This is a genomic window from Collinsella sp. AF23-4AC (genome assembly GCF_003462685.1).
Lineage (GTDB): Bacteria > Actinomycetota > Coriobacteriia > Coriobacteriales > Coriobacteriaceae > Collinsella.
This window is the reverse complement of sequence record NZ_QRVE01000008.1, coordinates 74564-87282: the sequence shown is the minus strand read 5'-3', so window position 1 is coordinate 87282 and position 12719 is coordinate 74564. Positions and strand designations below refer to the sequence as shown.

The 12719-nt window shown below is 61.1% G+C and carries 11 protein-coding genes; 5 read left to right on the top strand and 6 right to left on the bottom strand.

Annotated features, from left to right (window positions below; genetic code table 11):
* The first annotated feature begins 270 nt into the window (after positions 1 to 270).
* Positions 271 to 891 (top strand): helix-turn-helix domain-containing protein, encoded by a 621-nt coding sequence (locus tag DWY05_RS06090; protein ID WP_055250846.1) that lies wholly within the window; start codon positions 271 to 273, stop codon positions 889 to 891.
* A gap of 143 nt (positions 892 to 1034) precedes the next feature.
* Here DWY05_RS06090 and DWY05_RS06085 read toward each other — a convergent pair whose 3' ends face one another.
* Positions 1035 to 1889, bottom strand: coding sequence for a MurR/RpiR family transcriptional regulator (locus DWY05_RS06085; protein ID WP_117634523.1), 855 nt, complete (start codon positions 1887 to 1889; stop codon positions 1035 to 1037).
* Between the two features lie 166 nt (positions 1890 to 2055).
* On the bottom strand, positions 2056 to 4647 hold the full coding sequence (locus DWY05_RS06080; protein ID WP_117820952.1) for a glycosyl hydrolase: 2592 nt from the start codon (positions 4645 to 4647) through the stop codon (positions 2056 to 2058).
* Between the two features lie 114 nt (positions 4648 to 4761).
* Between DWY05_RS06080 and DWY05_RS06075 the strand changes: the two genes are divergently transcribed.
* The 4 genes from DWY05_RS06075 to DWY05_RS06060 all read left to right on the top strand — a co-directional run bounded on the left by DWY05_RS06075 (position 4762) and on the right by DWY05_RS06060 (position 8840).
* A complete protein-coding gene (locus DWY05_RS06075; RefSeq protein WP_117817495.1) occupies positions 4762 to 5754 on the top strand; it encodes a helix-turn-helix domain-containing protein in 993 nt (330 codons plus the stop codon).
* Positions 5755 to 5921: 167 nt separating this feature from the next.
* Complete coding sequence (locus DWY05_RS06070; RefSeq protein ID WP_117820954.1) at positions 5922 to 7370, top strand: glycoside hydrolase family 1 protein; 1449 nt, start codon at positions 5922 to 5924, stop codon at positions 7368 to 7370.
* A 140-nt stretch (positions 7371 to 7510) separates the two neighbouring features.
* Entirely contained in the window at positions 7511 to 8047 is a 537-nt protein-coding gene (locus DWY05_RS06065) for a PTS glucose transporter subunit IIA (RefSeq protein WP_117634515.1), read from the top strand.
* A 235-nt stretch (positions 8048 to 8282) separates the two neighbouring features.
* Positions 8283 to 8840 (top strand): hypothetical protein, encoded by a 558-nt coding sequence (locus tag DWY05_RS06060; protein WP_117634513.1) that lies wholly within the window; start codon positions 8283 to 8285, stop codon positions 8838 to 8840.
* Positions 8841 to 9315: 475 nt separating this feature from the next.
* Here DWY05_RS06060 and DWY05_RS06055 read toward each other — a convergent pair whose 3' ends face one another.
* The 4 genes from DWY05_RS06055 to DWY05_RS06040 form a co-directional block, all read right to left on the bottom strand.
* Entirely contained in the window at positions 9316 to 9984 is a 669-nt protein-coding gene (locus DWY05_RS06055) for an HAD family hydrolase (protein WP_117820955.1), read from the bottom strand.
* A 126-nt stretch (positions 9985 to 10110) separates the two neighbouring features.
* Positions 10111 to 11145, bottom strand: a complete 1035-nt coding sequence (hypE, locus tag DWY05_RS06050) for a hydrogenase expression/formation protein HypE (protein ID WP_117820957.1) — start codon at positions 11143 to 11145, stop codon at positions 10111 to 10113.
* Positions 11146 to 11226: 81 nt separating this feature from the next.
* Positions 11227 to 12342 carry a hydrogenase formation protein HypD gene (gene hypD / locus DWY05_RS06045; protein WP_117820958.1) on the bottom strand — a complete coding sequence of 372 codons (1116 nt, stop codon included), beginning with the start codon at positions 12340 to 12342 and terminating at the stop codon, positions 11227 to 11229.
* Positions 12342 to 12602 carry a HypC/HybG/HupF family hydrogenase formation chaperone gene (locus DWY05_RS06040; protein ID WP_055250830.1) on the bottom strand — a complete coding sequence of 87 codons (261 nt, stop codon included), beginning with the start codon at positions 12600 to 12602 and terminating at the stop codon, positions 12342 to 12344. Before DWY05_RS06040 ends, hypD begins: the two co-directional genes overlap by 1 nt.
* Positions 12603 to 12719: the final 117 nt, after the last annotated feature.

Here is a 12719-nt window from a genome sequence, read left to right as displayed (position 1 = left end):
GGGCCGTGTTCCGCTATGCGGTTGTCAATTTGCGAAAGAAATTATGCGTCACCTCGGGGCTCTCGCTGCCGTTGCCCAGTCATTGGGGACAGACATAAATGAGTAGTCATTGGGGACGTTCTTAAATGACTACTCAGGATGAGTGTCCAAAAAACCGCGCTCGTTCGATTGGCGCATGTCTACGCAGCGTAGGTTGTCGAGCCTGGCCTTCAAATGGATACTGACTGTCGAACCGGTTCACTCCATTTCTTCAATTTGATTGGACAGCCCATGAACCAGACACGGCAAACCAATGCCTCCCATACTTTTTTGGCAGCGCATGCCATCAAGCAGCTGCGCGAAGAGCGCGGCCTCACCCAGCGCGCCCTGGCGGAAAGCCTTGGCGTGACCGATAAAGCCGTCAGCAAGTGGGAATCCGGCCGCGGCCTTCCCGACATTTCCCTCGTTGAGCCTTTGGCCCAGAGACTCGGCATAAGCGTGGCTGAGCTTTTGGCTGGTGACATTCGGGCCAACGCCAACCGTGCAGGCAATATGCTCAAAGGCGTCTTTTACGTTTGCCCTATCTGCGGAAACGTTGTGCACGCGCTCGGAGAAGGCAGCTTTAGCTGCTGTGGCTCCACGATGTTTCCCCAGGAGGCCGAAGAGCCGGACGCGGACCACGCCTTTTCCATCGAGCGCATCGAGGACGATTGGTACGTCACGCTCGATCATCCAATGACCAAGGATCACTACATTAGCTTTGTGGCATATGCGACTATGGACGGCATCTGCTTTAAGAAGCTCTATCCAGAGCAATCGGTGCAGCCGCGCTTCCATATTACCGGGCGCGGCAGGATATATCTTTACTGCAACCAACACGGACTCTTTACGTCGCTGACGCCTCGCAAATAACGGCTGTCTATCCGCCCTCCTCATGCGTTCCCGGGGGACCCAAAATGAGCGTGGATAATCTCCCGTTTTTGGGCCGCATGCAGGCTCAAAGTGGGAGATTATCCACGCTCGTTATCTGAGTGTCCAAAAATCCACGCTCGTCGCTACTTGAGTCCGGGCAGGCGGGTGTAGGGGAACGAGCGCTCTAAGAACTCGGAGCAGCGGGCGTAATCTTTGGCAAAGTAGCTGCTATAGAGCGAATCGAGTACGTATTGCACGGCGATATGGCTGGCGAATTGCGTGATGCGGTGCGTCATGCTCTCGTGGTCGCTTACCGTGAGATAGGCGGCAAAGCCGGGGTGAATGCGGGCACAGTACGGCGTGCCGATGACGATGACCGGGACATGTCGACTGCTAAGGATCGGCAAGATCTCCTTGAGGTTGGGGGCAAGGCCGCTGTAGGAGATGACGATTGCCACATGGTCGGGACCCGAGGCGAGCGCCGTGCGCACCTGCGCCTCGACGCTGTCGTGGCACGTCGCGCTTTTGCCGGCGGAAAGCAGGCGATCGCGGAACATTCCCGCTGGATACAGGTTATGCGAGCCCGTGTAGATGTCCACGGTGCCGGCGCGCATGATGAGCTTGGCGGCGTGGTCGAGCTGTGCAGGGTCGAGCAGCTCCTGCGTTTCGGCCAAGGTGGTCTGGTAGAGCCCCTCCATGCGCTCCATCACCTGCGCAGGGGCGGAGGTGGCATCGAAGGGAAAGTTGATGTCCACGTCGCGCCGGTTGCCCGCCTCGGTCGCCTGGCGGATGAGCTCGACCTTGAGGTCTTTGAATCCCTCGAGGCCGAGCTTTTTGCAAAAGCGGTGCACGCTCGCGACCGAAACGTTGGCGCACGCGGCAAATTCCTTAATGGAAAGCCCGCGCACATCCTCGCCCATGGCGAGGGCCGTTCGCCCAAGTTGTTGCTCGGTGGGGGTGAGGCTTTTGCCCTGCGTGATCTTTCGCCTGATATCCATATGGCTCCTATGCGTTTGCGTCGCGATAAACCAATCATAGCGATAAATAAAACGTTCGGCTTGGCTGGGAGTTTTGGTCCGCCGGTCTATGAACGACGGACCGCTCGACGCTGTGCGGGCTCAACATAGGGGCGCTGTCCTTGTTGGGCCGTTTGCGCCCGGGGCGTTACCCGAGCACGCGTACGGGCCCCAAGAGACCGCTGGGCTCGGAGGGCTCGGTCATGCCGAACACGTCGGGGACGGCGTGGTCGAGGGTGTTGATGATATCGATCGTGAGCGCGTGCTCACCGGCTAAAAGTGCGGCGGCCTCAAAGCGGTAAGGCGGACAGATGCGGGTGCCGAGGGATTTGCCGTCGAGGGTGACGGTTGCGGTCTCAAAGACCTCCCCAAGGTCGATGACAGCGCGGCTGGCCGCTTCGCCCAGGACAAAGGAGGCCTGGTAGCGGAACGTGCCGGCCTTGCCGGGGAACTCGGCCGAGGAAAGGTCGTGCAGGTCTGCAAGCTCAACAGACTCGCCAAAGGCATCGGTACCAGGGGCAGAGAAGGCAACCGCCCAGGGCTCGTCGACGCATGTGGCTTCGTCTCCAGCAGTTGCCGCGCCGGCGGAACCTGTAGCCCCAAGGACCACGATGCAGTTCTCGTAGGGAGCCAGCTCGAGCGTGCCGTCAAAGGCGGCGGGATCGGTGCCGTTGAGCAGGTCGAGGCGCGCGCCTGCAACGGGTATGCCATCGGCAAGCGCAATCTGAGTGGAGATACCCTGCTTGGGATGCTCGTTGACGAGCATCAGATAGGTCTCGCCCGCCCGCTCGTAGCGCAGTGCGCGCAGCCAGGGCTGGGACTCGGCACAAACCACGGTCTGCATACCGGCGTCGGCAAGTGTGTCTGCGAGCTCGGTGGTCGCCAGGAGCTTGATGCCGGCGACCGCGGCTGCATCCAGGGAGGCAAAGCCCTCGCGACCTGCAGTGTCACCGTCGTAGCGCTTGTTCGGCAACTCATCCAGCGCGTACACGGCAACACCTGCGGCTGCGGCACGCGCGGCAAAGTCGAGCACGGCTTCGCCGACAAACTCGGCTCCGGGCATCACCAGGCAGCGGTATGCCTGGCCGTTCACGCTAAAGCCGCTACCGTCTGCGGCAATTTCAACGGCATAGCGCCCTGCGTCCTCAAATGCCTCTGCCGGCACGATGTCAAAGTCGACCTGCGCGCGCATAAGCTCGGAGGCGGCATGCTGCATAAAGTTCGCCTCGCCTGCCCACTCGGCGTCCGCATGGTAGAGAAGCGCCACCGGGGTCGTTGCGCGCCCGCCGCTCAGCAGGCTCGCCGTACGGTTCATGTAGCTCATAAGCTGCCCAAAGTGTGCAAACTGGGGGTTTTGGCCATGCGCATAGAAATGCGGCGGGCAGTCCCAGTCGGGGAAGGCGGCCATGCTAAAGGCATGCGGCACAAACCAATTGACGCCGCGCACCAAAAAATGATCGGCGATCCACTTCATCTCGCGTAGGCCTTCGTGCCATCCAAATGCGCCAAAGACCTCGGCCATGCAGCGCCCCTGCTTTTTGGGGTCGAGGTGTGCTGCCGAGGAGCCCAGCTTGGGCAGCACGTAGTTATAGAACTCGAGGTCCCACACGCCGCGTCCGTAGCTGTGAAGGCCGCGGTCCATGCCGGGTACCAGCTGGTTGATCACGATGTCGACGCCCGCCATGTCCTGACCGCCCACGGCGCGGAAGTAGTGCCCGGCGCCCACGCCCAGGCGCGCGTGGCAGTCCTTGTCCTCGATAACGTGGCCGATGTACTGCACGCCGCGCGCGCGGCACCAGTCTCCGAGCTGGTCGCAGAAGCACTCCTTATAGAGGGTGCTCGCGATGTCCATATAGACGTGGCGTACGTGCGCGCCGGCCGGCTCGCGGTCCCACAGGTGCGGGAGCTCGGCCAGGTAGCGCTCGCCCAGTGCCGCGCGCAGGCGACGCTCAAGCTCGGCCGACCAGGGTAGGGGCGCGGTGGCCTTGCCGATGAGCGTGTCCGAGATGCCATCGGGGCCCGTGGTGCCCTTCTCGTTGGCAAATCCGGGCTCATCGGAGAAAAAGCCCAAGATGGTCTTGCCAAACTCATCGCCCAGATGCTCAAAATGCGGCTCGTAGACAGCATCGATGAGCTGCGCCACCGAGGCGCGGTCGACCATATTGATGTAGTCCTCGTTGTAGGAGGTCTTGCCGCTCGTGAACATCACGCATGCCTGCGTGAGGCCCGCAGGTGCATCGAAGACCAGGCGGCTGGGGTTGCCGTCTGCATCGTCGATTACTCGGTAAGCGACGTCGACGGGGCTGCCGTCCTGCATAAATGTCACGCCGTAGAAGCGCTCCGTTTTGTCGAGCATGTTGGCGAGCGCGATGCTCGCGGCGGACGTGGGGCCCACGATGTCGAACGTGCGGTGCGTGAGCACGATCTTGCGGAGCTCGGGCACGGCCTCCTTGACGGCGCCGTTGGCAAAGCCCGTGGGGAAGTGCGCGTCGTCCAAGATCCAGAGCTTAAGGCCCAGCTGCCTGCACTCGTCAATGACAAAGCGCAAGTCGCGCCACCAGCCCTCGCCGCAAAAATCGGGGTGTGGGCGGCTTTCGAGACAGACCTCGTGGATGTCGGCGCCGGCGATCTTTTCCAGATACTCGGCAATGGTCTTATGGCTCTCGCCCTTCATCCACAAAAACGGAAGCACGTGGTTGTCGTATGTGCCCTCGAGCACCTGCTGATAGTACGCGATCATGGATCCTCCTTGGCTCGATCGATCTGCTGCATAGCACAGATTATGGACGCGTCGGCGCGTTCTGCTAATATCTGAATCACGACGAACTATGACCAAATCAACGATTGGCAAGCCATGGAGATCGACGAGCTCGAGCGTAGGCTCAACGAACTGAGCGCCAGTGAGATCGCTTATAAAGACGGCATGGCATTTGATTGGTCGATTATGACCGAGCATGTCGAAATCGACGGATGCCCAGTGCGCAAGATTGGCCAGCCAGGGTTTGCCTATGCCCAGCCCGGCATGCCGCGTGGCCTGACGATAAGGAAAAACTCGCGCTTTAATGCAGTTCCCGAGCACGTGCATGATTACGTGGAGCTGAGCTATGTGTATCGCGGACGCTGCCCGCAGACGGTGGCGGGGGAGAGGCTCGAGCTGGGCCGCAACGAGGTGCTTTTGCTCGACGCCCTCTGCCCGCATGCCGTGGCGGCGCTTGGTGAGGACGACATCATGCTGAGCATGACCGTTTCACGCTCTTTTTTGCGCCGGAGTCTCGAGTCGAGCCTCTCGCGCGAGAGCGCGGTCTCGCGGTTTTTGTTCAACGCGCTCAACAGCGAGACGGACCATCGGGGCCATGTCCGTTTTCATTGCGGCGAGAGCCGTCGGATTCGGCGCTACATGCAGGAGATGCTCTGCGAGCTGTACGACCCGAGCCCCAACGGTCCCGAGATCGTCTTGCGTCTGTTTCAGCTGTTTTTGGCCGAGCTCATGGATTGCTACGAGCGCGAGCTGGTGCGCGGCGCGGCGGACGGCGCGGCGGGGCCCACTGCCCTGGTGACGGGAATGCTTGGCTATATCGATCGCGAATTCGCTGCATGCTCCCTCGAGGGGATGGCGGCGGAGTTTGGCTTGAGCCCTAATTATGCGACGGCGCTCCTCAAGCGGCATGTGGGCAAGACCTTTAGGCAGCTTGTGCAGGAGCGACGCCTGGTACGTGCGGCCGAGCTTCTGCGCGGCGGCGCCACGGCCGGGGCGGCTGCGCATGCGGTGGGCTATGAAAACATGAGCTTCTTCTACCGTAAGTTTCACGACAAGTATGGCTGCACCCCCGCGGCATACCGCCGGTAAGCGCGGGGCGGATCGTCTTCGCTCCCTCGGTGTCAAAAAGTTTCAGCTGCAGTGCTGTTGCAGCGCGCGTCTGCGAAAAGAAGTGTCGGGTTTGGCACCCCTGCCCCTGCCTGTCGCGTGCGTGGGCGATACTCGGCCTATCGACCCGCAATGCAAAGGAGATGCTCATGGCAAACATCAAGTTCCCCGAGGGTTTCTATTGGGGCGGCGCCACGGCCGCCAATCAGTTTGAGGGCGCTTGGAACGTTGACGGCCGCGGTCCTTCCGTCGACGACCATTTTTTGGGCGGCAGCTACAAGGAGCCGCGCCAGATTACGATCGACATCGACCCTAACCGCTTCTACCCCAACCATGACGGCATCGATTTCTACCATCACTACGAGGAGGACATCGCGCTGTTCGCCGAGATGGGCTTCAACATGTTCCGCATGTCCATCTCCTGGAGCCGCATCTTCCCCAACGGCGATGACGCCGAGCCCAACGAGGCCGGCCTCGCCTTCTACGACCGCGTCTTCGACTGCCTGCGCGCTCACAATATCGAGCCGCTCGTGACCCTGTCGCACTACGAGATGCCTTATCACCTGGTCGAGAAGTACAACGGCTGGGCGAGCCGCGAGCTCATCGGCTTCTTTGAGAAGTACTGCCAGACCGTCTTCGACCGCTATCAGGACAAGGTCAAGTTCTGGCTCACCTTCAACGAGATCAACTGCGGCACCCAGGACATGGGCAACCTCTTTGGGACCAGCATGATCCAGGGCTTTGAGGGCCCGGCTTCGGCGGTCCACACCACGCCGCAGGCCCGTATGCAGGCCCTGCATCACCAGTTTGTCGCCAGCGGCCGCGTCGTGCGCTATGCCCACGAGCACTATCCGCAGTTTAAGATGGGCAACATGGACTGCTTCATCCTCTCCTATGCCGCCACGTGCGATCCGGCCGACGTGTTCGCCACGCAGCAGGAGATGAATACCATGAACTGGTACTGCTCCGACGTGCAGGTGCGCGGCAAGTATCCGTTCTATGCCAAGCGCTTCTGGGCCGAGAACGATGTCGAGCTTGTGATGGAGGACGGTGACCTGCAGGATATCGCCGACGGCAAGGTCGATTTCTACACCTTTAGCTACTACATGTCCGGCACCGTGGGCACCCACAAGGATCACGAGATGACCGAGGGCAACATGACCTTTGGCGGCAAGAATCCCTATCTGGAGTCCACCGACTGGGGCTGGCAGATCGATCCGCTGGGTCTGCGCATCGCCCTCAACGAGATTTACGCCCGCTACGAGATTCCGCTGATGGTAGTCGAGAACGGCATGGGCGCCTACGATGAGGTCGAGGAGGACGGTTCCATCCACGACCCGTACCGCATCGCCTACTTGCAGAGCCACATCAAGGCCATGGGCGAGGCCATTGCCGACGGCGTCGACCTGATCGCCTACACCTGGTGGGGTCCCATCGACCTGGTGTCCGCCGGCACCGGCGAGATGCGCAAGCGCTATGGCTTCATCCACGTCGATAAGTACGACGACGGTACCGGTACCTACGAGCGCCGCCGCAAGGACAGCTTCTACGCCTACCAGAAGATCATCAAGTCCAACGGTGCCGAGGGCCTGGATTAATCGACAATATGAGTGCCACCGGGGAAAAGCGTTGGGATGGGCTCGCGATTCGAGTCCCCACCTTAGCATTTGAACCATTTGGCACTATAATCACCATAGGCATGCGCATAACGTTGCGCTTAATCAAGAGGAGAAAACGTATGGGTCTGTTTGACATGTTCAAGAAGAAGGCTGAGCCCGCGGCTGCCGCTGCTCCGTCCTCCATCTCTGCTTCTGCCGGCGCCGACGTGCTGTGCTCGCCCGTCAAGGGCAAGGTCATCAAGATGGCCGACGTGCCCGATCCCGTCTTTGGCGGCGAGGTCCTGGGCAAGGGCTGCGCCGTGTGGCCCGAGGACGATCTGGTCTACGCTCCCTGCGACGGCAAGGTGACCGTCACCATGGGCCACGCCGTGGGTCTGCAGTCCGATAGCGGCATCGAGGTTCTGGTGCATGTTGGCGTCGATACCGTCAACATGAACGGCGATGGCTTCGAGGGCTTCGTCAAGGCCGACGATGTCGTTAAGGCTGGCCAGCCCATGCTCAAGATCGACCGCGCCAAGATCGCTGCTGCCGGTTACAAGGACTGTGTCGTCGTGGCCGTGTCCAACACCGCCGAGTTTGCCGACGTTGAGCTCGCCGTCGAGGCCGACTCCGCTGTCGCCGCTGGCGACGCCATCGTCAAGGTCGTCCGCAAGTAAACTGCGGCAACATAAGGATGTTTTGGGGTGGTCGAATTGTCCGACCACCCTTTTTTATTACAATGCGGCGGAACGTTTTATTGCGCGTTGGGCGGACCGGTAAACCGTTCGGACGTTAAATCGAGCCGACTGCGCCTTTGCTTTGCCGGGGGTGTTCGTTATCGGCTAGTATGGCCTTATTGTTACGACGCGCACCGCGTCGGGAAGCGCGGTGCCGCTTGTTGGGAGGAATGTCATGAAGAAGAAGCTGCTGCTTGCGCCCCTGATGGCTGTTCTGGTCGCGTGCGTGGTTGTGCTTTCCGGCTGCGGAGGTCCTTCGGTTGAGGAGCTCATCACCGAGGATCTTACGACGCAGTTTGACGAGGTCAAGAACGGCGGCGACGACTTCCTCGCCGGCCTGGAAGAGGCCTCGGGCGACGAGTTTGAGCAGCTGGGCATCGATCCCAAGGAGTACGCCAAGAGCTATCTCGAGGGCTTTGACTACAAGATCGGCGACGTGACGGTCGACGAGGACAAGGGTACCGCAACTGCCGAGGTCACCATTACCTGCAAGTCCATGAACCAGATCGTTGAGGATTTTGCCACCCAGTACCAGGAGAAGGTCGCCGCGCTCGATTCGATGCCTTCCGATGACGAGCTGTACAAGATGGCCGGTCAGGTTATGGTCGATGTGACCAAGGCTGCTAAGACCAAGGACACCAAGGTCACCTTCAAGTATTCCTGCAATGACGACGGCGAGTGGTCTGCCGACGATTCCGCAACCAACGAGATGATGAATGCCATGATGAGCTAGGGGGTTGCGGCGTTTTACCAAACGCCGCAACTGCTCGACGCTGCGCGGGCACCAGAGCGACAACTTGTCATTCAAAGAGGACGGCATGACCAGAAGGTCTATGCCGTCCTCTTTTCATGCCAATTTGTTCGCTCTGGTGCCCGCTCGCTGTCCGTCCTCTATCTGCGGCGTTGCCATGGTGGTCATTGGGGCGGCAGTTGGGGACGTTCCTTTTCTGCCGGCAGTTGGGGACACTCCTTGTGCCGGCGTTGCATCGAGTGGTCGGGAAAATGCGACCCGGTTTTTGGCCGAATAATGGGTCGCGGTTTCCGAATGGGGTGGGTTGCGGAAAGTGCAACCCGGAATAGTGCTCAAAAACGGGATGCCGTTTCCCCGATGGGGCTCAACCGGAAAATGCGTCCCAGTTTGAGGCATCAAAACGGGACGCATTTTCCGCGCGCCAGCATCGCCGCGACCGAGCAGCGCGGCGGCTTCGTTACTCGCCCAGTATCAGCGCCGCGAGCTCTTCTTGCGTGTCTACCACGTAGTCGGCGCCGGCGGCTTCCAGCTCTGCGCGGCCGCGGAAGCCCCAGCTGACGCCCGCGCTCTTAAGGCCGGCGTTGTGGCCGGTCAGAACATCGACATTCGAATCGCCCACATAGAGCGTGGTTGCCGGATCGGCGCCCAGCTCTTTCATCACATGTAACGTGACGGGTGCCTCGGGCTTGGGCGGAAATGCGCCCACACGGCCCTGTACCAGCGCAAAGCGATCGGGGCCAAAGTATTTCTCGATAAGCGGGGCTGCCGAAATATGATCCTTGTTGGTGAGCACGGCAAGCTGAACGCCCGCTGTGCGCAGACGGTCGAGCATCTCAATCGTGCCGGCGTAGGGTGAGGTGTGGTCCTCCTTGTGCTCGCCGTAATAGGCCCTAAACTCGGCAAGCGTCTGCTCAAACATACGGCTGTCGCCCGCGTACTCGGCGGGCATAAAGCGCTCGACCAGCTTGAGCATGCCGTTTCCCACCTTGTAGCGGTATTCGTCAATGGTAAACGTGGGCCAGCCGTGCGTCTCGCAGGTATGGTTGCCGGCGGCCGCCAGGTCCTCGAGCGTGTTGAGGATGGTGCCGTCGAGGTCAAAAATCACATGGGAAAACGCTGCCGCCATGGGTGCTCCTGCCGTTTGAGTAATAAAACGCACTCCATGATACTGGGCCTGCGTATCGGGCACGTTTGGAATCTGAATATCTTTGCCGGCCTTGAACCGCGTTGCGCCGGCCGCGAGCCGTTGCCGTTAGCAAATTCTCGGCAGCTGTTCTCCTACGAGCATGTCGAGGATGCGGGTCGAGCCCCAGCCGGTGCGTACGCGCACGGCGGGTCGAGCGCTTTCGGCAAGCGGCAGCACGCGACCGATGATGGCGGCATTCTCGCCGTAGCGGGCGACGCGCATGGCCGCCAGCGCAGCATCGGCCTGCTCAGCCGGCACCACGGCGACCATCTTACCCTCGTTTGCCACCTGCAGAACGTCGTAGCCGAGCATCTCACATGCTGCCTGCACGTCGGGGCGAACGGGCACGGCATCCTCGCTAATCTCCATGGCAACGCCGCTGGCCTGGGCAAACTCGTTGAGCGTGGATGCCAGGCCGCCGCGCGTGGGGTCGCGAAAGCAGCGGGTGTCGGGTGCGGCGGCGAGCACGTCGGCAATCAGATGATTGAGCGGCGCAGCGTCGCTTTCGATGTCGCTCGAAAACGCCAAGCCCTCGCGCTGGCTCATGATGGCGATGCCGTGGTCGCCTAGCGTGCCCGATACCAGGATGGCGTCGCCGGGCTGACAGTTTGCACCGCTGAGCGCTACGCCCGCGGGCACTTCGCCCACGCCGGCGGTATTGATATAGACGCCGTCGGCACCGCCACGCTCGACCACCTTGGTGTCGCCGGTGATTATGGACACGCCCGCCTCGCGCGCCGTTTCGGCCATGGTCTGCACAATCTGGCGCAGCTTGTCCATGGGATAGCCCTCTTCGAGGATAAAGCCGCATGAGAGGTAGCGCACGTTAGCGCCCGAGGTCGCGACGTCGTTGACGGTTCCGCATACGGCGAGGCGGCCGATATTGCCGCCGGGGAAGAACTGCGGCGTCACCACAAAGCTGTCGGTCGACATGGCGATTCGCCCGCTTGCGGGCAGCGCGGCGACACCGGCATCGTTGCCCGCAAGCAGCTCGGGCGACCCAAAGGCATCCAGAAAGACCTCATCAATAATGCGTTTCATCATCTGGCCACCAGAGCCGTGGCCCAACAGGACGGTGCTATCGGTGATGCTATGGGACATATCGAAAACTCCAATCGCGGGTGGAATTATATGGGTGAGGCGCAGCGTCGACCGGTCCGCCGTTCGTTAGAACGGCGGAACCTAATAGTCGCGGTATCTAAAGTACGCCGCGCAGCTGCCTTCGGAGCTCACCATGCACGGGCCGACGGGATGCTCGGGCGTGCAGGTGCGGCCAAACAACGGGCAGTCGCTCGGCGTGATAGCACCGCGCAGCACGTCGCCGCAGCGGCACCCGCGTGGCTCGACCGTCGCCTCAACGGGCACGTCAAAGCGGGTGCCGGCATCAAAGCGCGCGAATTCGGGTCGGATGGAAAGACCCGAGTTGGCAATCGGTCCCAGCCCGCGCCACGTGGTATCGCACGGCTCAAATACCTGCTCGACCAGATGGCGTGCTACGGGATTGCCGTCTGCATTGACGCCGCGGCGGTAGGCGTTGTCGATTGCGGGCCTGTTCTCGACAACCATCTGGACCAGCATGCAGATGCCCTGCAGGATATCGACCGGTTCAAACCCGGTGACTACGCCAGGGGTCTCGAACTCATCGACCAAAAACCCAAAGGGTGCCAAGCCCGTGATGGTGGCGACGTGGCCAGGCAGGATAAAGCCGTCGATGGTCGTCTCGGGGTCGTTGGAGATCGCACGCAGAGCCGGCGGCGTGGTCTTGTGAGCACAGTAAACCGAAAAGTTCTGGAGCCCGCGCACGTCGGCCTCCAGGATAGCGGCGGCAATGGTGGGCGTTGTGGTCTCAAAGCCGACGCCCATAAAGATGACCGGGCGTTCGGGATTTTGCTCGGCAATGTCAAGCGCGTCGAGTGGAGAGTAGACGATGCGGATGTCGCGCCCCGCTGCCTTTTGCGCGGCAAGCGAGGTGGACGATCCGGGCACGCGCATCATGTCTCCAAAGGTGGTGATGATGGCGCCGTCCATGTTGGAAAGCGCGATTGCGTGATCGATGTCGCGGTTGGCGGTGACGCAAACGGGGCATCCCGGGCCGCTTAGCAGTTTGAGTCCCGTCGGCATAATGGAGCGAAAGCCATAGCGGCCAATGCTCACGGTATGCGTACCGCAGACTTCCATAAGGTTGATGCTGCGGTTGCCGACAAGCTCGTGAATACGATCGATGAGCTCGCGAGCTAGCTTGGGGTCGCGAAATGCCGAAAAGTCGATACCGGAGCGAACCGGCTGCGCCGCCGCCACTAGTATGCCTCGGCCGGGTTGGTGGCGAGCTGGTCCTCTTCGGCCAGTTCGGTCATGGTATTAACGAGCTCGAGTGTCTCTTGGGCTTCCTGCTCGTCGACAATCTGAATGCCAAAGCCGGCGTGCACGAGAATGTAGTCGCCTACCTGTGCCGTCGGCACGAGGCGCAGCGAAACGGGGCGTTCGATGCCCATCATGTCGACGGTCGCCTTAAGGTCGTCGTCGCGTTTGACCACTTTACCGGGAACGGCAAGGCACATAATGTTCCCCTTTTATACGTTTTGCGCTGGATAGGCGCCTAATTACCCATCAGTTGATGGTAGCGCTCGCGGGAGTCACGAGCAAACGCGTTACACCTGTGAGACGGCGGCGCGCAG